This is a genomic window from Thermoplasmata archaeon (assembly GCA_038874435.1).
Classification (GTDB): Archaea; Thermoplasmatota; Thermoplasmata; order Lutacidiplasmatales; family SKW197; genus SKW197.
Genome location: JAVZCK010000001.1, coordinates 197554 through 219457 on the forward strand (window position 1 = coordinate 197554; position 21904 = coordinate 219457).

Below are 21904 nucleotides of genomic sequence, written 5' to 3' on the forward strand. Positions count from 1 at the left end.
TTAAGGGTGTTTTTTTATGTTACTATCAATGAGGGAACATTTTCTTGCGAGAAATGGCAATTGAAACTGCCAGAAGTCGCTTCCCAGAAGGGAAAATTAAACAAAACATATATATAGCACAGATGTATCTTCCTCCTAACAGGAGGCTTAAAATGCTGAGAAAAGTAGGAAGTATATTGGTAGTGACTGCAATGATAGCAGCGGCACTTATAGTTTTGACACAACCAGTGAATGCAGCGTCGCAGACAAATGTGCCCGGATTGGCTGAGAAAGTACCTCCTAAGCTTCTAAATGGGCCGAAAGACGATAAGGTGAAGGTGTACATAGTCACCACGGACATAAACGAACTGGGTAACGCCCTTAGGAGTTTGGGAGTGGATACGAAGATTGGAAGTGTGCCTGCAAAGAAGAGATTGATGTTCCCAGTAGTGGAAGTTCCAAGGGCAATTTTGTCCGAGGTCTCCAAGCTGGGGAGTGTTATGCAGGTAATGGAATACAAGTATCCGGAGATCGACAGACTCCCAGAGGAATATGTGAAGGCAGTTAATGACGATGTGATTACAAAAGCAAGCGGTGGTGTTGCACCTCAGATGTACTTTGCCACCCAGCATCACCATGCAGCAGATGCATGGGCAAGTGGATTTACTGGCAAAGGTGTCAACATTGCGATAGTAGACACGGGTGTGGACTTTGGCAACCCTGACCTTCAAGGCGTGCAGGCAAGGGTGACTGATACAACATCTCCATACTATGGATATCCAATTGTGTTTGACTCAAGCTCTCTGCTGATCTACCTTGCTTATGATGGTTGGGCACCACTGGGCTATTCATGGTTTGCGGACACAAGCTATGAAAGTGATGCCACACCAGAGGGCTATGTTCCGTTTGACGGCAACTGGTATTGTGTAGATGGCATTCCATCATACACAGGCAAGTATCACCTTGGCTATCATCCAGATGTAAATCTGCAATCCGCATACTTATCAGCCGGATATGAACACATGGTAGCTGTACTGGTAAGTGCGGAGAACAGAACTGGTGACCCATCTATATATGACACGGTCTATGTGGACCTTGACAACGACCTTGACTTCACAGATGAAAAGCCATGTTACATCTGGAGGTCTGCATCAGACCCAATGGATGCAGAAATATCATGGTCTGACAACTACAATGCAACCTCTGGTGAGTACGGAGACACATATGACAGCGGTGACGGGTTTGCAGACATATCTGGGGGTATGATTTATTTCATAGCAGATGGAAATAAGTACATTCCATACGAAGACCTCTATGCATCATACTATGGAGTGTCCCCAATTCTGCCTGATAACGGCTGTCTCGTAGCATTCTCTTTGGACAATGATGGCCATGGTACTGGATGCTCAGGCACTGCAGCAGGACAAGGTAGAATCCCATTCGCAGGTGCTGATGGAAACCTGTACTACCTGGGTAAAGGCATGGCACCGGATGCAAAGATCATAAATGTGCCAATATTCAATGTACTCTCAGATACCTACGATGCCTGGTTCTTCGCAGTTGAGGGATATGATGGCGACCCAACCACCCCAGAGGATGGTGCTCAGATTTGCTCAAACAGCTTTGGCTATTCCAGCAGTTACGATGATGGCTGGAATATGATAGACAGGTATCTCTATTTCATTGCTGCAATGTATGCAGGTGGAGTCACAACATTCACAATCGCAAATGGCAACGGAGGACCAGGCTACGGCACAATCACCACACCAACAAATCCATATGTGGTGAATGTTGGTGCAGCAACGGAAATGGGTTACAGAATTCCCTACGGTTATGAATCTGGCACTGGTGGTGCTAAGTACGGCGATATAATTCCATTCTCCGGCAGGGGCCCAACAGCAATGGGATATCACGGACCCGACATTGTAGCAGTAGGAGCCTATGGCTGGGCGGCAATTCCATTATGGCAGATTTTTGATGGTTCTGCTGCTGGAGACCTGTTCAGTGGAACAAGTCAGGCATGTCCTGCTGCTGCAGGTGCATTGGCGCTTATTTATGACGCTACTAAACAGGCCACCGGCACCTTCCCGACAGCTACAGTCGCCAAACGTTATCTGACACTTGGTGCAGATGATATCCACTATGATGTTTTCTCTCAGGGCTCTGGCTACATCAACTGCAAGCGCTCAGTTGACATTGCGGCAAGAGTGGCTGGAATTTACTCAACCCTGAGTTTCTGGCAGCCTGGCACAAGCACAGGTTTGCCTGGCGGCAGCAAACCAACGATGTTTGCAAAGATGATGTTCCCAGGAACCTCAGATTCAACAACATTTACTTTGTACAATGATTACCACTCGAATGTAATGGTACATTTGGATGCTAAGCAGATTGTGAAGATAGGCGAGGCAACCACAGACCTCACAACAACTGAGACAGTGAACAGGTGGTGGCTGAAACTGAGCGACCTCATTACTAATAGCACCCTTAGAAACAGTACACAATTGCTTAAAGTGACTGCCTACTACGATTATTCCGTATTTGATATGAAAAATGATTACACAGATGATGTGGTCTATAGAGTTGACATTCACGACTGGACTGATGCAAACGGAAATGGTGTGATGGACAACAAGACCCTAAACCAAGAATTCAACAGATACACAGTAGAACTTGTAACAGGTAATGTCCAGGAGGCATGGATTCATGACCCAGTAGCAAGGAGCCACGACGATACAATCATAGAGGTAAGACCGTACAAATACAAGTATAGCACTCATGGCCCTGTCACAATCCACTTGCTGCTTGAATGTTATGCCCAGCAGGATTGGCCATTGATTACCTTCTCCCAGAATGACTTCATACTGGCTCCTTATGGACAGACTGGTTACAGCAGGAGTATCACCGCAAACATTGCAGTGCCTTCAGATTATGGTGTGGGCTGTTATGAAGGAGCAATTATAATCGACGATGGCACAAACACATCAGTTATACCGGTATCTCTGAATGTAGCAGGCAACTTCACAAACGATGCTTTTGTGTTTGGAAGCAACACACTTGACACAATCTATGAGAACAGCAAGGTGAGAGGTAAGTACGACTGGGGCTGGAGAGCAGAAACCGGTGATTGGCGATTCTACTTCATATGGGTTAAAACTTCGTTGACTGACCTTACAAACCAGTACATGTTGCTTGACCTCAAGTGGCAGTATGCACCTACTGACATTGATGCCTACATTCAGGGACCAAAGTCCGATGGGTTTTCGGCATCCTACCCAAGTGTGTTTGGTCCATACACACTAGGAACAATTGGAAGGAGCTCAAACTCCTATGCGTCAGCAGGCAAGTACACATTTGACTCCTCAACTGATGGACCGAGAGACATTGTGTTTGCACCTTTAAGGCCCGGATTAAACCAGATTATTCTGCACAACACGCTGTTGAATGCTACGGACTATCCAGAATCCTTCACATGGGAACTGAGCAGGATGTACTATAAATCCTGGACAACTGACCTTTATGCATATGTCACAGACCATGTTTACACAACTGGCAAAGTGGGTGAGGTTGCAATCAACTCCTCAAAGGACTGGGATGGTATGTCTTCTAAGGTGGATAGCATGACTACTACTGTTTACACAAACCAGATTGTTTATCAGGACAATCCAGATGATTACACCACTGCAAGCTGGGTTAAGCCAGTAAAGGTTCTTGGAGCAAGCATGTTGAAGATTGCAATCACAAGGGTAGGAAATCCAAGTGATGACCTTGACCTCTTCTTAGTCTACGATGCGAACAACAATGGGCAGTATGACAGTGGAGATGCACTGAAGGCTTACTCTGCCACTAGTGCTGCTCTGGAAGCGATAAACTACAAGAATCCTGCAGATGGCACTTACTTTGTGCTTGTGCATGGCTGGAGCGTACCCGGTGGCAGTGATAACTTTGACATCAGCATTGGCATTGGCTCAAAGATGCCATTGTTCAGCTGTGTTGGTATGCCTACAGTTGTGAAGAACAACACGCTCTACACATTCGACATTATGGCGAATATTCCACCGCTTGGCGGAGTCTTCGGTGCAACTGTTGGCTTTGGTCCAGAGAACTCTGGTAAGACATTCTCAGTTGATGTGCAGGCAGAGATTGAGGATGGTGCCGCACCCGAGCTTCAGGTCTCTTCACCAGCTGACGGTTCGTATGTAACCACAGCTACACCTCTTATAAAGGCCAGATACACAGATGATGTGGTAACCTCAGCAATGAATGTAAACTCTGTGGTCATGAAGGTTGATGGAATAACTGTGACTTCGCAGGCGAAGATAGACCCAGATGCAGGCGAAATTTCATTCACACCACTAACAGCACTACCCGAGGGCAAGCACACAGTGTATGTCTCTGCAAAAGACAGTTATGGCAATGGGGCGTCAATAACCTGGGCGTTCACAGTGGACACAGTGCCACCGACACTCGTGGTGACCGCACCCACAGGTGGTGAAATCACAAACAACCCAACGCTGAAAGTGAAGGGTTACACAGATGCCGTGGACTCTGACGTCACAATAAACGGAAATGCGGTACCACTGGCGGCAGATGGCTCGTTTGACTACCCAGTTGCTCTCTCTGAAGGCTCAAACACAATCACAGTGGAGGCAACTGATGTTGCTGGACACACAGTCCAGATAATGAAGAAAGTCACACTTGATACCAAGGCACCAACACTGACAGTAACTGCACCAGCACAGGATGCGATTGTCAGCACGAGCGTGATCACTGTGACTGGTACAACTGAAAAGAATGCAGTGGTTATGGTTAACGGTAACTATGCAACCGTGGATTCTTCTGGTAACTTCGCTGCCACAGTGACACTTGCAGAAGGACAAAATGCAATCCAGGTAACTTCAAGGGATGCTGCAGGCAACATCGCAAAGGCCACAGTCAATGTAGTTCTAGATACAATTGCGCCTGCAATTACTGTAACAACACCAGTTGAAGGTGCAATATTTGCATCTGGAACTGCTGAAGTTGCAGGTACAGTGGTTGATGCAAACCTGGCAACCCTGAAGGTGAATGGCAATGTGGTCACAGTCACAAACAATGCGTTCTCCACATCAGTCACGCTGGTAGAGGGCGCAAATGCAATCACACTTGAGGCAACTGACCTCGCAGGGAATGTGAAGACCGTGGTCGTGAATGTGGTGCTGGATACTCAAGCACCAACACTCTCAGTAACTGCATCTGCCACAGAGACAAAAGTGCCAGTAGTGACACTTAACGGTACGGTTTCTGACGCAGGCACAGGTGTGGCAAAGGTGACGGTGAATGGCAACCTGGTGACTGTAGGAAGCGATGGCAAGTTCACAGCAAATGTTGGACTGCTTGAGGGCACAAATACAATCACAGTGATTGCCTACGATGTTGCAGGCAACGCCAAGACCTCAACTCTCTCAGTGAAATACAACTATGTACCAGAGCTTGGTGATGTCAACAACAAGATTAACCAGACCAACCAGGATTTGAACAATGCAAAGGACCAGCTAAACAACAAGATTGACGACACGAAGAACAATCTCTCAGACAGCATAAACTCCACTGGCCTAAATGCAATGCTCCTTGCAGTGCTAGGCATAATCCTCGCAGTAGTGGCCATTGTGCTCCAATTTGTGATGAAGCCAAAGCCACCTGCGACGGAGGCCCCGAAGGAGTGGAGTGCACCCACAGAGACACCATCAGAGCCGGCGACTGAAACTACACCTTCAGAGCCAACAACTGAAGAACCAAAACCATAAAACCTTTTTTTCCAAATTTTTTATTTTTACAGATAACTTTTTTATTTCCTCTGTATATGGCTTATCCATGCTCAAAGAATATTGCGCTGGTGAAATCGAGAAAAAATGGCAGGACTGGTGGGAATCTGAAGGGATATACAGGTTCGATTTTGATTCAAACAAGCCCTACTATTCAATAGACAATCCTCCTAGATACGCATCTGGAGCGCTTCACATGGGACATGCTACTCACTATACACACATAGATTTTGTTGCAAGATACAAGCGATTGAGGGGTTTCAATGTGTTTTTTCCGCTCTGTTTTGATGTGAATGGAACTCCAATCGAAGTAAATGTTGAGAAGAAGCACGCGATTACAAAAAATAGTGTTACAAGACATGAATTTATAAAACTTTGCAGTGAGTTTGCAGAGAACAATATTGCAGAGATGACCAGGCAATTCAAGATTCTAGGAGAGAGCATGGACCCCTCGATTTACTATCAAACTGATGCTCAGTATTATCGGCGACTCACACAAATTTCGTTTATACGGCTATTCAACCAGAACTTGGTTTATAAAGGCACGGCACCTGTGAACTGGTGCCCCAGATGCGAAACAGCTCTTGCAGATGCAGAAGTTGAGTACAGGGAACGCAAAACCCTGTTGAATTATATTAAATTCCATGACGAAACAGGGAAGTCGATAATAATCGCAACTACTCGTCCAGAGCTTCTCTGCACCTGTCAACTTGTGGCTGTAAATCCAGAAGATGAAAACAATTACTTTCTTGCAGGCAGGAATTTATACACTCCTCTCTACAATAAAAAAGTTCAGGTCGTGGCAGACGAGAAGGTTGACCCAAATTTTGGAACTGGAGTCGTGATGATTTGCACAATTGGTGATAAGGATGACCTGGAATGGGTGTACAAGTATGGATTGCCGCTGGAAATGGCAATTGACAGGGAAGGCAGAATGACTGCGATTGCCGGCAAATACAAGGGTATGAAAATAGAGGAGGCAAGAAAGGCAATAATTCAAGACCTGAAAGAGCAGAACTTGCTTGTAAAACAAATTGAGATTACGCAGAATGTAGGCACATGCTGGCGCTGTCATACACCGATTGAATTTCTTTCCTTGCCACAGTGGTATTTGAAGATTCTTCCATTCAAGGAAATGGTGCTGAAAGCAACTGAGAAAATAGTATGGCATCCTGACTTCATGAAAATCAGGTTAATTGACTGGGTGAACTCACTTAACAGGGACTGGGTGGTGTCAAGACAAAGATATTTTGCTACACCTATTCCTGTCTGGGAATGCGTAAAATGCGGACATGCTGTGCCTGCTGAAGAGAAGCAGTGCTATGTTGACCCAACTGTTGACAAACCTCCTGTGGAAAAGTGTCCCAAATGTGGTGGCGAACTCAAGGGGTCAGAGGAGGTTTTTGACACCTGGATGGATTCGAGCATCTCACCCCTATACAATGCATTCTGGGAAAGAGATGAGGAAAAGTTCAAGAAATACTATCCAATGAGCATAAGAACGCAAGCCCATGATATAATAAGAACCTGGGCATATTACACAATTCTTAGGTGCATGCAACTTACTGGGGATATTCCATGGAAGGAGATAATGGTGGATGGGCACATTCTAGCACCTGATGGAACTCCGATGCATGCATCAGCTGGCAATGCCATAGACCCTCTTCCACTCCTTGAAAAATACGGTGCGGATGCATGGCGTTACTTTTGTGGTAAATGTGCAATCGGTGAGGACACACCCTTTCAGGAAAAGGAACTTGTCCATGGTTCAAGGTTTGTGAATAAATACTACAACATCAGTAGGTTTATTCAAAACGCATTGAAGGACTGGAATGGAGAAAGGGGAGAACTAGAAGTAGAGGATAAATGGATATTGTCAAAGTATACCAGATGTGTAAAAGAAGTGACGGAGCACATGGACAATTTTGATTTTCCACATGCACTCCAGACGATTGAAGAATTTATGTGGCACCAATTTGCTGACCATTATCTGGAGATGGTCAAACACAGAACTCAAAGGCCAAACACTACATTTACGCTGTTTACAGTAGGACTTGGTCTCACTAAGATGCTCGCGGTGTTTGTACCTCATATTACCGAGGAGGTTTACCAGAATGTCTACAGACGATTTGAACATGCAAAAAGTGTTCACATTTCATCCTGGCCTGAGCCGTTTGGAATAGACGAGGAAGCAGAGAGGACAGGGGAATTTGTGAAGGAGGTTATTGCGGCAGTACGGCGTTGGAAAGTTGAGAATATGGGAGGAATAGGGAAGGAAATAAAGAGGGTTGTGATCACAGGAGAAGAAGCACTCCAGGCTGAAAGATCAATTGAAACAATTGCAAAAACGGTGCGAGCTTTGGCTGTAGAGATAAAGAGAGATGCTCCAGTGGAAGAGCGCGTTAGTGATGTGTCTCTGAACATGGCAAAGGCAGGTCCCTATTTCAAGGAAAAGATCGGAGCAGTTCAAAAAGTTATTAAAAATCTGACGGAAATTCCGCTAGCAGAGAGTGTGGAAATTACACTTGACACAGGCGAACAGTTATCAGTTCCGACAGAGTTCCTTTTGTTCAGAAAGACATTTTCATTTGAGGGCAGGGCTGCCCACACACTCGCTTTGCGGAATTGTGTGATAATCATAGAGAGGTGAGTTGTCCGTGTTGCCAATTGAAAAAGTCGTACATGATGTGCAACTCCAGAAACACTGGGCATACAGGTTTGTAGCATTTGTAATCGATGCCGTGCTGATTGCAATTCCATTTTTCATATTCGGACTTTTTGTAGGCGTCTTTCTGAAATTTTTCAATTTCTTTTGGTGGGCAGGATATGGTGTATGTCTCTGGCTTTATTCAGCGATAACAGAGCATGCAGGTGGGAGAACACTCGGTAAGGCAATGTTGGGTCTAAAAACAGAGGGTAAGAAAGGAAATTTGGATATGGCTACAGCTCTTATCAGAAATGTAAGCAAAATCTTCGTGCCGCTTCTCTTCCTTGACTGGCTCGGTGGTATGATAACTGATGGAGACCCGAGGCAGAGATATTTAGACCGTCTTCTCGAAGTTACTGTTAGAAGAACAGATGTGAATGAATCTCAGGGTACAAGCAAGGCCTCTTGAATTTTCATGATTTCAATTGAGGTGCTTCTGCTGCCGATGAGGGCTCCTCGGGAATTCGCTAATATACAGGCCCCAATGTAAGGTGTTCCTAGATTAGCTGTAGCTTCAAATATCTGGAGGTTGAAAAACTCTTTAAGCTGTTTCTTTTCTGTCTCCTTAATTTTTGGGTGCACGATAAGGGCTTTCTCTGTTGGAACTCCACACATACCGACTGTTTTTATTCCTGCGATTGTTCCACGCATTGTTTCTATACCAAGCACATCTTGGAGCTGCTTTTCTGCCTTTTTTCCAATCTCAGGATTCAATAATGCCTTTTTATCTGTGAGTAAAATGTTGTTTCCGCAAGCATTCAGCTTATCGTTAATCACACAAATGTTTTTCCACTTTCTCAGGAGTGTAATTTCTTCTTGAGTTGCAATAGAAGGCAAAATTACTCCTGCCTTATTCATTGCACACATAGAACCAACAACAGCGCTTTCTCCTATCGTGGATACTATGACATTAATTCCAAGGTTTTCTTCAATCAGGCATCGCGTGTCTGCATAAGTATCTGGTAAGATGCCAATGTCCTCTGAGACCCTTGCGTAAACACCGATGAATGGATTACCCCCAAAATCTAAAATCTGAAACTTCAACTAGATTCCTCTTTCTTTGTTTCTGGCTTTTTCTCTTCCTTCTTTTCTTCTACTTCACCCTCTTCCTCTGTTTCCAAGTCAACTTCCACAAGACAGTCCTCAAATCGTATAGCTTTGACCTTGATTTTTGAGGGAATGTGTCTTGCCCCTCTCGCCCAGATTGCTTCGTTCAGCTTTGGGTCAACCCATACTTTATCGATGTTCACTTTCATGTGCCTTGAGACATACTTTTTAATCGTGCCAATGGCATGCCTCGCTCTTGCATAATCTGGTGGCATGTGTTTACTAGCGCTCAAAGGCACGATGTAAATTCTCTCTAAGTACTCACATTTTTCCTCTTCAGCCATAAAATCACCTCATAGATGAAGATGGCCTCGTCTCCAGGTTCGCCTTTTTGGGTGTCTCAGAAATTTTCGAGCGGTTCGTTGCATCACCCAAGCAGGAACCCTTCTATTCTGCTTCGTTTTCGATAGGAGGCGCAACTTTTTAGCAAGTGGTTTTGCGTGTGCCATTTCTATCACTTCCTTACTATTTTTGTTTCTCTTCTTTCAGATTGTACTTTTGAAAGTAATTCCTTTAACACCTCATCCGTTATCTGGCTTCTTAATCTACCACTTTGGGCTAGCAATATTAGCTGATTTTCAACCATTTCTGCAAGTTCTGGTTTTGCAAGTCGTACCCTTGCGAGCCGTTCTCTCGCCTCAGGTGTGAGAATCTGCCGGAGAACAGATTGCTTTAACTCCTGAATCTGCCGTTCTTTTTCACGTCGTTCAGCTTCCTGTTGTGCAGCCATCTGGAGCTGCATCATTTTCCTGCGGCGCAACTCTTCCAGTTCCTCATCACCCTCCATCTTTTCCTCACCCTACAGATATTTTTTGAGATTCTCGTTTTTTGCACTTAGTTCTACTAGGATTGTATGGCTAAGCCCATCAATGACTTTTCTACCATTAGGCGTCAGGACTCTACCGCGCTTTGTTCTCGCCACATATCCAGCATTTTCTAGCTGCTGCAAAATTTTTCTAAGAATGTTTCTGCTACCCTTCCGCGGATGGCCTGGTGCAGCACCCCGTCTCCTGAAACCCCCATATTCAGTGGCTAACTTTTCAACCCCGATGGGTCCTAAGATGTAAATCTTTCTCATAACTGACGCAACTCGTGTATACCACCAATCGTCCTGAACAGGAGAGCGTTCCACATGCGTACCAGTTTTCACATACTTCGCCCATTCTGGGGGTGTGAAACTACCGTCTGCCTTAATCTTCTCAGTTAATTTTTTTATAAGTTCCTCGGGAGGCACATCATATGCTGTAGTCATTATAATTCCTCCGTATCATATCTGATATACACCATCTATATAAAGATAGCAGATGTCTGTATTCACTTTCCCTCTCTCAAAAACCTTGCTGCTTCTTCTGGTGGCATTGGATTTATATAGAAACCAGTCCCTCTTTCAAACCCTGCTGGATTTGTGAGTCTTGGTGTAATTTCTAGATGCCAATGATAGAATCTATAGTCTTTGCCATCGCATGGAGCAGTGTGAATGTAAAAGTTGTATGGGGGGTTATCCAGGAGTTTGTGGTATCTGCTTAAAGTTTCTTGGAGAATCATTGCGAAGTATCTTCGTTCAGTATCATCCATGTCTTCAAAGTAGGGGTCATGACGTTTTGGTAGAATCCAGAGTTCAAAAGGAAATCTGGGTGCATAAGGAGACAGGGTGATGAAATACTCATTTTCGAGCACGATTCGCACTTTCTCTTCTAGCTCGGTAGAGACGATCTCGTCGTAGATGCAGATGCCACCAGTAAAACTGTAGTAGTTGTAGGCATCCCTTAATTCTTCCATGATGTGTTTCGGAATCATGGGTGTTGCTATCAGTTGGGAGTGAGGATGCGACAATGAGGCACCCGAACCCCGCCCATGATTTTTGAAAATCAGCATGTACTTAAACCTAGTATCTCTCTTCAAATCAAGATACCTATCTTTGTAGGCATTTACAATTTCTTCCACCTGCTTTAGAGGCATTGTTGCAATTGTTGCATCATGTTCTGGACTTTCAATGATGACCTCATGGGCTCCTACTCCGTTCATCTTGTTAAAAACCTGGACAATTCTGTGATTCACATCTCCCTCAATTCTAAGCGCGGGAAACTTGTTGGGCACCACCCTGAGCCACCATTGAGGAGTGTTAGGTGCAGTGTTTCCAGGTCTGTAAGCTAAAATTTCTGGTGGTGTCATATGCTCTCTACCTGGGCAGAAAGGACAGGTCTCTTTTGAGGTAGGTACTTCTGGTTCCTTTTTAAAATCAGAGGGACGTTGAGCTCGCTCAGTTGAAATCACAACCCAGCAGTCAGTAATATAATCTTTCCTCAGTTCGGGCATTGTGTAATGCTAATTCAAATCTATTATATAAAGGCATTTGTTGAGGTGGTCTCACTTCTTCTAATTAGAAAATTGGTGAAGTATCACAAATTTTTCCTTATAAAAATCACGAAGATACCCGAATCACAAGCCCAAAAACTGAGGAAGTAGGGGAGTATGTATGTACTTCGTGGTATTCCACACTACTTTCCATACCCTCCCCTCTCACATTTCTCTTTATCTCTTCCGCTTTTTTCTCTATTTCAGTTCTTTCGCATATTGTATAAAGAAAGATTTTCCCATTTTTTTTCAGTTTCTTTATGGCATCCAGTAAGAATTTTTCAGCACTGTGGGGTAGGTTCATAATGATGTAGTCAGCATCTGGCAGTTTCTGAATTTCAGCAACAGCGTCACCGCAGGCCGGAAACACATTTTTTATATGATTACGTGCAATATTCTTAAGAAGCAAGGTGTATGCATCTGGGTTTTTGTCTATCGCATAAACACTTGCCTCTGGATGTTTCTTGGCAATTGTAATTGAAAAAGGACCAATGCCGGCAAACATATCGATTACGACGGATGGTGAAACAATTTCGGAGCATACAAACTGACGTTCATTTGCCAATCTAGGAGAGAAGTAAACTTTTGCAAGGTCAACTTCAAAAACTAATCCATATTCTTTATGTAATGTGATAGTTTTTTTCTCACCTGCAACAAATCTAACCTTTCTAACTCTAAAATCCCCTTCTACACCCTCGTCTGCGAGCACTGTTTTAATTGATGGATGGGCTTTTATCAGAGCATTTCCGATCTCTTTCTCATATGGCTTGATAATTTCCACCAGTTTAATTATTGCAATATCTCCTACGATGTCAAAGCTTGAAGGGAGCTTTGCCTTAATTTCTGGGGGCAGTGAAAGAAGCTCAGAGTAATGTTTAGGTCTTTCGAAACTTCTCTCAAGCTCCATTTCAACAATATCTATATGTCTCTCTGCTAAAATGGTAAATCTATCTACTATCTCTTTTAAAGGAATATATACAAAATTCTCGTCTCTCTCGATTCTGTATTTGTTCTCAAATAACCCGATTTTTTTAATTTCTTGGAGAGCTTTGTCAGCATTTTGCCTTTCAACCTTTGCACATTTCACCATTTTTTACACATCCACAACGATTTTCTCTTTTTTCAGATACGCCCTTGCCATTCTGGGTGTATTGTATGCAAATCCAACGGTACCATCGCTCCTGAGAAGGATTATGCCAGCAAATGATCCTGTTTTCATCTCAAGGAATTTTATTACTTCTTTACAGGCGATATCTGGAGAAATGCCATTTTCAACAGTTTCGCACGCTCTAAATGTGATAAGACATCGTAATATTGCTTCACCATAACCAGTTGCTGAAGCACCTGCAATGGAATTTGCGAAGGCACCAGCGCCGGGGATCGGCGAATCACCGACTCTACCTGGTAGTTTGTGAGGAGTTCCTCCTGTGGAAGTTCCTGCAACTATCGTACCATCTTTGTCAAGAGCTACAGCACCCACAGTACCATGATGAAAGAATGCACTTGGGTGAAGATTTTTCGTTTTCAAATCTTCAAATCTCTTTCTCTCCCGCTCTACCACAAAGTAAGAGTTATCCACAATCTCAAGTCCGTGTTTCCTAGCGTACTCATCTGCTCCATTTCCAGCAAGGATTGACACCTCATTTTCTCGCATCAGTATTCTAGCGAGCTTTATCGGATTCTTTACTGTCTTTACGCCCATACAGGATCCGAAGCACATTCTATTGCCATCATACATTATGGCGTCGAGTTCAACCTCACCAGTTTTGTTGAGAAACGAACCTTTTCCTGCATCGAACACAGGATCATCTTCCAACCAGGCAATTGCAGCTTCTACTGCCTCTTCAGAAGTGCCACCATTCTTTAACAAGTCAAGTCCTATTTCCAGTGCTTTTTTTACGCCTTTGATGTGTGGTTCTACAAGCTCATCAGGGATATCCCATGCACCACCGTGTACAATCATGCTGTACATTCTGCCACCAAACGGGGCAAAAAGAAGGGAGATAAAAAGATTTATTTTTCAGTCATCTCGTACTCCATCCTCCGTTACAGAAAACACTGCCTCTGCCTCTGGGAGATTTGGAGAATCAATCAATCGCGCGATTCGTTTGTTGCCCTTACTTTTTCGCAAGTAAATTCTAAAGGTAGATGTGTGGGCCACAATGTTGCCTCCGATTGGTTTAGTCGGGTCCCCAAAGAATACGTCAGGTCTAGCTGAAACCTGGTTTGTGACAAGAATCACTGCGTTGTGGATGTCACCAAATCTCAGTAGTTCATGCATGTGCTTGTTCAATTGCTGTTGTCGTTCAGCAAGTGCACCCCTGCCAATGTATTCTGCCCTGAAGTGAGCGGTAAGAGAATCCACAATGAGAAGACGGACGTTGTGTTCCTTTGCAATTTCATTCACTTTCTCCATCAACAGCATCTGATGATTGGAGTTGTATGCTCTTGCCACATGAATTTTTTTCAGGGCTTGAGTTGGATCCAGGTCAAGTGCACTTGCCATCTGGATAATCCGTTCAGGCCGGAATGTGTTTTCTGTATCGATAATTATCGCCTCACCGTTTAGCCCTCCCACATCTTCAGAAAGCTGGACATTCACGGCACACTGATGTGCAATTTGGGTTTTACCAGAGCCAAACTCACCAAATAGTTCTGTTATTGCCTGGGTTTCAAAACCCCCACCCATTATCGCATCTAGTTGTTTGGATCCTGTGGTGAGATGTCCTACCTTTTTTCTCTTCTCGAGAATCACATCTCCCGTCTCAAATCCACCAATCTCGGCCATCTTCCTAGCCGCCACAATTATCTTCTGGGCTTGTGCCTGCCCAAGTTCGCAGAGTTCTGCAAGGGTCTGAGGAGAGGAAACAGCGATGGACATTATGTCTGTAAATCCTGCCTCCCTCAATTTCTCAGCTGTAGCTTCGCCGACTCCAGGTATTTTTTCGATTTCGTCTTCTGCCATTTTTTCACCGTGATTAAGGATGCAATGCGAGAATATAAACCTTTACAGGAGGGGTGAGTGAAAGTGCTACTTACTAAAATGAGAGCCAGTTCATAAATGAGCAGCTGAAAATGGTTATCTTTCCTTTAAGAATTTTTTGCTGGCCTCTATTGCACTCTTCAAATCCTTAGTGCGCAGGGCATCTAGCAAGTTTCTTGTGAGCGCCACTTTCTGATATCTCAAATTCTGTGGATGATAGTATCTTCCTCCTGTAAGAAGTGCAATTTCTCTTGCTAGATTTGAACCACGTTCGGATATGTCCACGACAAGCACTTTGTAGCCAGAGTTCCATATCAACCTGCAGATTGAAAGAAGCTCTCTGCGAATGTTGCCGCCTGGTGTTATAGGCACATTTGCATTGCCAGTTGTGAGGAGAATGAGTATAGGCACGACGCCTACTCGGTCCCCTACCTTTGCATGGAGCACATTTAAGCCCGTCATCAATCCAGAGCCCAGTGGGGTAAGTCCCCCGAACTCAACATTTTTCATGTAACTGCCCACATATTCCACATCGGTGGTAAAGTTACACTGAACAGTTGCATGGTTACCTGAGTAGGTCACAAGGGCGACCTGATCTCTCCTCTCATACGCATCCTTAAGCATGGAAATTACAAGGGAGGAAACGATTTTACCACGGATTTCTGGCTCTTCGTAACCACTAGTATCCACCACAAAGCAGAGATACACCGGTGTCCTAGTCTTCCTAATCTTTTCCTGGAAATCTTCTTTTTTGATTTCCACCACAAATTTTGAGTTTCCTCTGCGCCCCTTTGCAGCAGCCACTCTAATTGTTGGCAGCAATGCAATATCTTGTGGATTTTCTCCTGCTTGTTTGTAGCCCACAACTCTCCCTCTACCTGCTGTCGCAGTGATTTCGGCAGCTTTGCTTCCTCTTCTCAACCTTGCACCCAATCTTGCACCTGTTCTGCTGAGTTCATCAAGGAGTTTCCTTATCACTGGATCTCGCTCACCAATTCTCAAACTTTTGATTTCCTCGGCGGCCCTGTGGATTGGTGACGCCCTTCGCATTGTAATTGCATCCATGAATCTGTGAATGTCGGTCTCCACGTAATTGTTATCACATATAATATATACGGAAAGGATTTTTTCTTTCAGTTTTTCAAGATTTTCGCGCCTTAATCTTCCGGCTATAGTGATCACATCTTCGTCTCTCAGATCTTCCACTGTTTCTCTTGGAATCCGGAGACAAAGCAGATACTCGTTCTCTACGATTCTGTAGTTGTAGGTGCGACCCAACTGCCGCCTGTATTTGTCAATCGGGTCTTCTTCCTCAAGCCCTAGCTCCTCTTCCAGCGTTCTTGTAGGTTTTTTCTTCTTCCTTGCTCCAATCTCGATTCTTCTTCCTTCAATTGTAAGGAGATATTCTGTATAATCTGGCTCCTCCCATTTCACATGGATAGCTTTTATTTTAGTGCCATCTGCAGTATTGTAAATATCCAGAACGGCATCAGCGAGATTTGCAATCTTTGCATCAAATGACTTGGGGGCATTACGATTGTTAAGAACTACAAAAAGCACATCCCTTTCATATGCTAGATTTTTTAAATTTTCCAGAAATTTTGTAAATTCTTCGCTTTCTGGATTAACTGTGTTACTTGAGAGTTCAATTAAAAACACCTTTAATGGGGAATACTGGAGGTTTTCAACTGCCTTTTTTATTCCCATCTCCAAGGATAGCAGGGTGCTTGAGACGGTTATGAGCCGTCCATCCTGGCTTATTGTTTCTACTGTTTTATGCCTTCCCGTATACCAGTCTACGATGACACTCTTCTTTATATGTTCGGCCTCAAACTGCAGAGAAGAGAGGTCCATATACTCCTCAACAGAAATTGTAGAAACCACAACACCCATTGCACCAAATCTTGTCAGAAAGCTCGAGGCGATGGCGTTTCCTAAGGCCACACCTTCTCCGATTTTGTCAACCTTAATTGAAATTATTCCTTGTCTTGGCACGGACCCAGTTTCGATGATGCGTTCAATGCCTGTAACATCAATTTTGACCTTGCTTGCAAGGCAACCCCTGAACAATTTTTCCTTTGCCTTGATGTGCTCAGCGGTTTTTTCGTATTGATGCAGAATTCGCTGGGTTACATCAAAAAATTTCTTTAAACCAACATTGCCTTCTTTCTCCTCATAATAATTCAGAATTTCATTGAGGATAATGTTGAAAGTTTTCCAGTAATCCCCTGTAAGTTTTTTTTCGAATCTAATTTTTCCAACTTCAACCAGAATACCCGAAATATTTTCATCCACAATCTGCAGATCTTTTATTTTTCCATACAGTGGCTCATCAGGAGGAATGGGTAGTAGCAGTTCTGAGCAAAGCAATTCAAAGAGGTGCATCGCGAAAAAATCCTCCCCAGCGGCCTCCAACACCTCTCGTGCCTCTTTTTCTTCATATGGTTTGATGATGGATGTAACATCATTTGCTAGCATACTAAGGACTATCTCAGTTTTTTCGCTGTAAGTTAGAATGTAGTTTTTCATTCGTTTTGCGATTTCCTGCTCTGTCTCAGATATAAGAACATAAGTTTTTCTTAGAAACTCAAAAATAACATCAATTTCACCAGTACCTGCGATGGTTACAGTGTAAGAGGGTGTGACCTGGATTACCTTGAACCTGGGGAATTTGATTGAAAAGTTTTTCATTAGAGATGTAATTTCTATATAGGAGTAACTTGTCCTCAACATTTTGAGAATTTCATTTGCCATTTGCAGTAATACCTTGTTTTTGTCTCCAAGCACAATCAGGTTATGGGCTTTTTGGTATTTATTTTTATCTCACTTTTTAATTCTCGGTTTTTCTGTTGTGGGATTAGGAAACAAGGTGATGCTTTTAAATAATCGGTTTGTTTTTTCTTTTTCATGAATGTTGCGGATGTGAAGGTGTGTGTGCTTAGAATTGAAGGCACGAATTGTGAGCTGGAGATGGCAGAATGCTTCAAACGTCTCGGTGCCCAGGCGGAGATAGTCCATCTGAAGCAGTTGACTGGGGATTGCTCTCCTGAGAAAAAGAGAGCATTAAGCGAGTATCAAATTCTTATGTTGCCTGGTGGATTTTCTTCTGGGGATTATGTTAGGGCTGGGGCAATTTTCGCTGCTAGAATGAAAAATGCATTGATGAAGGATTTAGTGGATTTTGTAGAAAAAGGATATGCAGTAGGGGGCATATGCAATGGTTTTCAGGTTCTTGTTGAATTAGGTCTTCTGCCAGGGATAGACAAAATCTATTCTGAGGTTCCAGAAATCGCATTAGGAATCAACGATTCTGCAAGATTTGAGTGTAGGCCCACCTATGTAAAATGCGAAAATGCGGGCAAGTGCGTTTTTACAAAGAACATAAGGAAAGGTAGAAATCTTCTAATCCCATCTGCGCACGCGGAAGGCAAGTTGATACTGCCAGAGGGTAAAGGTGAGGAAATGCTTCAACAGATGATAGAGAAGGATCAGATTGTATTTAGGTATGTAGATTATATGGGAAACTACACGGGCTATCCCTGGAACCCAAATGGCTCAATCTATAACATTGCAGGACTGTGTAACAGTATAGGCAATGTGTTTGGCATGATGCCACATCCAGAACGGGTATTTTATAGAATTCAGCATCCGGACTGGACCCAAAACGACATTGGAGAAAATGTTGGGGATGGAAGAGCCGTGTTTGAGAGTGTTCTAAGCTATATCACCAAGAAATTTTAGTTTTCTCCTTGGCAACACTGCTGCTTTTCTGAGCAGTGTGTAAAATCCATTTTCATCGAATATCCACACGCCTTTTGTACGCTCGAAGTCCTTTACCAATCCAAACCAGTAAACTGCAACCCCAGAACCGAAAAGTTTCACATATTCGCAGAACTGTTTTTTTGTATTATGTCTGACTTCAACAACATCCCCGAAGTTTGCCTTTGATTCTATCCAGTTAATCTGGAAGTTGCCAACACGTAGGGGCGTGAGCAACAGGGCATCAGGAGTCTTCCGCACTTTTCCCACAAGGTCCTTTTCAGTTCTGTAATCTATGTTTCGTTCGTCCAGTGCCATGTAAAGTTTCTCCTCGCCAACCTTTCCTCTTTTCTTTTGAATTTCCATGCCATTTGGTGAATACACAATGTCAGCTTCAGCTGCCTCTTCAATCTCTTTCTTTATCCTAGGGTCTTCTATTTTTGCAGCATCCCTCACCCAACCCCAGAATTGTCGCCTTGTGGTCCCGTTTGCAGTGAAAAGCATAAAACCAAGGAGCAAGGGTGGAAAATCTCCGTATTTTCTTCCAAGTTCGCATAAACTTCTACCCGCATCCCATTCTTTCTTGATTACTGGCAGTTGCTTCTTGATGATGTAGTATCTGTGTTTTACATCTCTAGAAACCTTCTGGGTGTATATCACCAGCACAAGTTCTTCGTTCAATCCCAATCTTCTTGCAACAGTAGGAATCTCTTCAAAACTTCCTATCTGTCTTGCTATGTTTATATAATCTTTCTGATACATTTCTTAATCAAACTCCTTTGTAAATCTTCGTTCTTCCACAACTCTTGAAATAATCTTATCTGAACCACACTGTGGACATGTGTCCAGAAGTTCTGCAGAAATGAAGGTACCACATTTTCCGCCTATGCACATAACTTCGTAAAGAATTTCCACATTTTCATCCGAGAAATTCTGGTATATATTTACGCACTGTGTACCAGTAATAAAGGTCGTAGCATCTCTGAACATCAATGTGTTCAGCTTTGTGTTTTCTTCTAATCGCTGGAGTATTTTTCCTGTTTTGTCAAAAAATAAGATTGAGTTGTTGAAGAAGCCAACAGCGATCCGATTCTCTGCGGTCTCGGAAGTGATAGCCGGCGAAGGTTCTTGCTGTACCCAGTACATGGTCCCATCATCTCTGAACATGAACACCCTCCCAGTTGCAGTGGTGTAAACATAAAATTGTTTACCAATGCAAATACTCTTTATTATGTCGTTGCAGTTGAAATTCCAGAGTAGGTTTCCATTTGCATCAAACACGAGGGCTTCTCCTTTGTAAGTCCCAGTGTAAATTCGGCCCTCACTTACCTTCACGCATTCAACTGTGCCCTCAAATTTTTTATCCCAGAGTGGATTGCCTTCATTATCAAAGACCGCCATAGTGCCGCTGTTTGTAGTGTAAACCACAAAGTTTTTTCCAGCACTTATCCCAAATGGAAAGGAATCTACTTGCTTTTTCCATAGGACTTTCATGTCCTTGCTTACACAGTAGATATTCTTATCCCAAGAAGTGAGAAAAATTCTATCGTCAGAGGTTGCAATCCCTCTTATTTGTCCATTGGTCTTAAGAACATCAACTTCATTCCACTCTGAGTTAAATTTTTTCAATTCGCCGTTCTTAAGTCCGAGGAAATAGAACCCCCAGGCACTACCAAGAGAAATGACCTCATTCCCTGTTTTAACTCTCTTCACGAGCACGAACCTTGTCTTCTCAATACCCATCATTCTTCCTCACCCCTCATAAATTTCTTTATTCTGTTAACCGTCTTTTCTCTTGTTTCCGACTTGCTACCAATTTGAAGATGGACTGAGATTGCATCTGTACCACCAATCACAAATTTTTTCTCAGCGTAAAGCATCTGTTTATCAATCTTCAGATGGATAGTCCCTTCCTCAATGTAAATCTCTGGATTTTTAAGCACTTCTTCAAAAACTCCATCTCGTTTAAGCATCTCTTCGATGCCTATAAAATCGTTTACACTTCTTGTTTCAAGTACAATAATTTCATTGCCATGATAGCCAGTAGTGTAGATTTCTTTTATTTTTGCGTCAGGTGCAAGAAGGTTGACAACCTCTCTTACTTTTTCTGGGGATTCTGTAGCATGCACGATTGCCCTGACATACAGTTCCTTAATCACACTCACCAATCCCCCAACTTCACATTCTGGATGTTGATACCTGAGTTTCTTGCAAGATGCCTTAATTTGCAAACGCTTTCCACAACAGTAGCCAGTCCGTAGGCACTCTCAAGGTTAATGCCTGTTGTAAACAAGCCATGGCCTCTGACAATTGCTGCAGGGTATTTTTTGAGGAGGTCAGGCAATTGCCGTGCGACTTCTTCCGAACCTATCGCATTTTTAACAGCGAGAACAGGAATTTTTTTCAGATAGTAAGCCCCTTCCTCATCAATTGGAATTATCTCATCATGGTTCAACGATTCTACAATGGCATAAGGAGAATGTGCATGCACTACTGCAAGGGCAGAGGTATTTTTGTAAATTTCTTGGTGTACCTTTACTTCAGTGGAGGCAAGGAATGTACCCGCAGAAGCACCGTTTAGTGACATTTCTACTATATCCTCCTTGTTCAGTGCAGCTAACATGCTTCCCCTCCTCTTTATATAAATTCTTTCGCCTCTCCTCACACTTATATTTCCACTATGAGCCGAAAGTACGAGACCAGCTTCGTGCATTAATCTCCCAATTTTCTGCATTTCTACAAAAACTTCCTCAACTTCTACCGGCATCTGTCTCACTTTTTTTTGGTCTGGAGCAAATTGCGAACTCGTCCCCATCTAGAAAGAACTCTCTATCTGGATGTTTCGTCTGAAGTTGCTCAATTATTTTCATGACCTCTTCAATGGTTTCGTCTGGTTTTATTTTATGTTCCACCCTTTTCTCTGGTTTAAGATGTTTTTTCTCCTCGCTTTTTGTCATGGAAGGCACCACTCAATCGGTAGCATATACGCAGTTATGGTATAAAATTTTTGTTTTTGGTGCAGTTGGTATCTCGTTTGTGCATGGACTGTGAGGGATAAGGAAAAGCCCAGCAGGCAAAATTTGCATACAGTATCTCCGAAAGATACTGGCTAAAATTCAAAAATTGATGCCAGTATGCAAAGCTCCTGATACATCTTTCTTATAAATTTTCAAACGGGTCTTTCAAAATTCCACCGAGGCATAGAAAGTGTTA

Annotated in this window: 19 protein-coding genes; 4 read left to right on the top strand and 15 right to left on the bottom strand. The window is 43.3% G+C overall.

Translation table 11 applies throughout. The features are described from left to right. Positions 1-152 precede the first annotated feature (152 nt). The 3 genes from QXD64_00830 to QXD64_00840 all read left to right on the top strand — a co-directional run bounded on the left by QXD64_00830 (position 153) and on the right by QXD64_00840 (position 8896). Positions 153-5762, top strand: a complete 5610-nt coding sequence (locus QXD64_00830; GenBank protein MEM3395860.1) for an Ig-like domain-containing protein — start codon at positions 153-155, stop codon at positions 5760-5762. Positions 5763-5829: 67 nt separating this feature from the next. Beyond that, the gene (locus tag QXD64_00835) at positions 5830-8430 is read left to right on the top strand and encodes a valine--tRNA ligase (GenBank protein MEM3395861.1); all 2601 of its coding nucleotides are present in this window, start codon (positions 5830-5832) and stop codon (positions 8428-8430) included. A gap of 10 nt (positions 8431-8440) precedes the next feature. Next, a complete protein-coding gene (locus tag QXD64_00840) occupies positions 8441-8896 on the top strand; it encodes an RDD family protein (protein MEM3395862.1) in 456 nt (151 codons plus the stop codon). Here QXD64_00840 and QXD64_00845 read toward each other — a convergent pair. The 10 genes from QXD64_00845 to QXD64_00890 all read right to left on the bottom strand — a co-directional run bounded on the left by QXD64_00845 (position 8872) and on the right by QXD64_00890 (position 17719). After that, entirely contained in the window at positions 8872-9531 is a 660-nt protein-coding gene (locus tag QXD64_00845; protein ID MEM3395863.1) for a translation initiation factor IF-6, read from the bottom strand. The genes QXD64_00840 and QXD64_00845 overlap by 25 nt on opposite strands. After that, complete coding sequence (locus tag QXD64_00850; protein ID MEM3395864.1) at positions 9528-9878, bottom strand: 50S ribosomal protein L31e; 351 nt, start codon at positions 9876-9878, stop codon at positions 9528-9530. The genes QXD64_00845 and QXD64_00850 overlap by 4 nt, the downstream gene beginning before the upstream one ends. A gap of 9 nt (positions 9879-9887) precedes the next feature. Then, positions 9888-10043 carry a 50S ribosomal protein L39e gene (locus QXD64_00855; GenBank protein MEM3395865.1) on the bottom strand — a complete coding sequence of 52 codons (156 nt, stop codon included), beginning with the start codon at positions 10041-10043 and terminating at the stop codon, positions 9888-9890. 5 nt (positions 10044-10048) lie between these two features. Beyond that, on the bottom strand, positions 10049-10381 hold the full coding sequence (locus tag QXD64_00860) for a DNA-binding protein (GenBank protein ID MEM3395866.1): 333 nt from the start codon (positions 10379-10381) through the stop codon (positions 10049-10051). Between the two features lie 12 nt (positions 10382-10393). Beyond that, a complete protein-coding gene (locus QXD64_00865) occupies positions 10394-10846 on the bottom strand; it encodes a 30S ribosomal protein S19e (GenBank protein ID MEM3395867.1) in 453 nt (150 codons plus the stop codon). 62 nt (positions 10847-10908) lie between these two features. After that, positions 10909-11910, bottom strand: a complete 1002-nt coding sequence (galT, locus tag QXD64_00870) for a galactose-1-phosphate uridylyltransferase (GenBank protein ID MEM3395868.1) — start codon at positions 11908-11910, stop codon at positions 10909-10911. A gap of 106 nt (positions 11911-12016) precedes the next feature. Further along, positions 12017-13039, bottom strand: a complete 1023-nt coding sequence (locus QXD64_00875; GenBank protein MEM3395869.1) for a class I SAM-dependent methyltransferase family protein — start codon at positions 13037-13039, stop codon at positions 12017-12019. A 3-nt stretch (positions 13040-13042) separates the two neighbouring features. Further along, on the bottom strand, positions 13043-13921 hold the full coding sequence (locus tag QXD64_00880; protein ID MEM3395870.1) for an isoaspartyl peptidase/L-asparaginase: 879 nt from the start codon (positions 13919-13921) through the stop codon (positions 13043-13045). Positions 13922-13969: 48 nt separating this feature from the next. Further along, positions 13970-14914, bottom strand: coding sequence for a DNA repair and recombination protein RadA (gene radA, locus QXD64_00885; GenBank protein ID MEM3395871.1), 945 nt, complete (start codon positions 14912-14914; stop codon positions 13970-13972). Between the two features lie 114 nt (positions 14915-15028). Then, a complete protein-coding gene (locus QXD64_00890) occupies positions 15029-17719 on the bottom strand; it encodes a VWA domain-containing protein (GenBank protein ID MEM3395872.1) in 2691 nt (896 codons plus the stop codon). Positions 17720-17839: 120 nt separating this feature from the next. On the opposite strand from QXD64_00890, the gene purQ reads away from it, so the two are divergent. Next, positions 17840-18673: a phosphoribosylformylglycinamidine synthase subunit PurQ gene (gene purQ, locus QXD64_00895; GenBank protein ID MEM3395873.1), complete on the top strand. Its 834-nt coding sequence runs from the start codon at positions 17840-17842 to the stop codon at positions 18671-18673. On the opposite strand, the gene QXD64_00900 is transcribed toward purQ, so the two are convergent. The 5 genes from QXD64_00900 to QXD64_00920 are packed head-to-tail and all read right to left on the bottom strand — an operon-like array spanning position 18647 to position 21648. Next, a complete protein-coding gene (locus tag QXD64_00900) occupies positions 18647-19453 on the bottom strand; it encodes a TPD domain-containing protein (protein ID MEM3395874.1) in 807 nt (268 codons plus the stop codon). The two genes, purQ and QXD64_00900, sit on opposite strands and share 27 nt — an antisense overlap. Positions 19454-19456: 3 nt before the next feature. Next, positions 19457-20437 carry a PQQ-binding-like beta-propeller repeat protein gene (locus QXD64_00905; GenBank protein ID MEM3395875.1) on the bottom strand — a complete coding sequence of 327 codons (981 nt, stop codon included), beginning with the start codon at positions 20435-20437 and terminating at the stop codon, positions 19457-19459. After that, positions 20434-20856, bottom strand: a complete 423-nt coding sequence (locus QXD64_00910; GenBank protein MEM3395876.1) for an RNA-binding domain-containing protein — start codon at positions 20854-20856, stop codon at positions 20434-20436. Before QXD64_00910 ends, QXD64_00905 begins: the two co-directional genes overlap by 4 nt. Then, positions 20853-21458: an aldolase gene (locus QXD64_00915; GenBank protein ID MEM3395877.1), complete on the bottom strand. Its 606-nt coding sequence runs from the start codon at positions 21456-21458 to the stop codon at positions 20853-20855. The genes QXD64_00910 and QXD64_00915 overlap by 4 nt, the downstream gene beginning before the upstream one ends. Beyond that, the gene (locus QXD64_00920; GenBank protein ID MEM3395878.1) at positions 21442-21648 is read right to left on the bottom strand and encodes a hypothetical protein; all 207 of its coding nucleotides are present in this window, start codon (positions 21646-21648) and stop codon (positions 21442-21444) included. The genes QXD64_00915 and QXD64_00920 overlap by 17 nt, the downstream gene beginning before the upstream one ends. Positions 21649-21904: the final 256 nt, after the last annotated feature.

Excerpts from the sequence above, each read along its gene's own strand:
- galT (MEM3395868.1), bottom strand. The coding sequence starts at position 11,910 with ATGCCCGAACTGAGGAAAGATTATATTACTGACTGCTGGGTTGTGATT.
- QXD64_00830 (MEM3395860.1), top strand. The coding sequence starts at position 153 with ATGCTGAGAAAAGTAGGAAGTATATTGGTAGTGACTGCAATGATAGCA.
- QXD64_00880 (MEM3395870.1), bottom strand. The coding sequence starts at position 13,921 with ATGTACAGCATGATTGTACACGGTGGTGCATGGGATATCCCTGATGAG.
- QXD64_00855 (MEM3395865.1), bottom strand. The coding sequence starts at position 10,043 with ATGGCACACGCAAAACCACTTGCTAAAAAGTTGCGCCTCCTATCGAAA.
- QXD64_00860 (MEM3395866.1), bottom strand. The coding sequence starts at position 10,381 with ATGGAGGGTGATGAGGAACTGGAAGAGTTGCGCCGCAGGAAAATGATG.
- radA (MEM3395871.1), bottom strand. The coding sequence starts at position 14,914 with ATGGCAGAAGACGAAATCGAAAAAATACCTGGAGTCGGCGAAGCTACA.
- QXD64_00905 (MEM3395875.1), bottom strand. The coding sequence starts at position 20,437 with ATGATGGGTATTGAGAAGACAAGGTTCGTGCTCGTGAAGAGAGTTAAA.
- QXD64_00915 (MEM3395877.1), bottom strand. The coding sequence starts at position 21,458 with ATGCCGGTAGAAGTTGAGGAAGTTTTTGTAGAAATGCAGAAAATTGGG.
- purQ (MEM3395873.1), top strand. The coding sequence starts at position 17,840 with ATGAATGTTGCGGATGTGAAGGTGTGTGTGCTTAGAATTGAAGGCACG.
- QXD64_00920 (MEM3395878.1), bottom strand. The coding sequence starts at position 21,648 with ATGACAAAAAGCGAGGAGAAAAAACATCTTAAACCAGAGAAAAGGGTG.
- QXD64_00865 (MEM3395867.1), bottom strand. The coding sequence starts at position 10,846 with ATGACTACAGCATATGATGTGCCTCCCGAGGAACTTATAAAAAAATTA.
- QXD64_00835 (MEM3395861.1), top strand. The coding sequence starts at position 5,830 with ATGCTCAAAGAATATTGCGCTGGTGAAATCGAGAAAAAATGGCAGGAC.
- QXD64_00900 (MEM3395874.1), bottom strand. The coding sequence starts at position 19,453 with ATGTATCAGAAAGATTATATAAACATAGCAAGACAGATAGGAAGTTTT.
- QXD64_00875 (MEM3395869.1), bottom strand. The coding sequence starts at position 13,039 with ATGGTGAAATGTGCAAAGGTTGAAAGGCAAAATGCTGACAAAGCTCTC.
- QXD64_00850 (MEM3395864.1), bottom strand. The coding sequence starts at position 9,878 with ATGGCTGAAGAGGAAAAATGTGAGTACTTAGAGAGAATTTACATCGTG.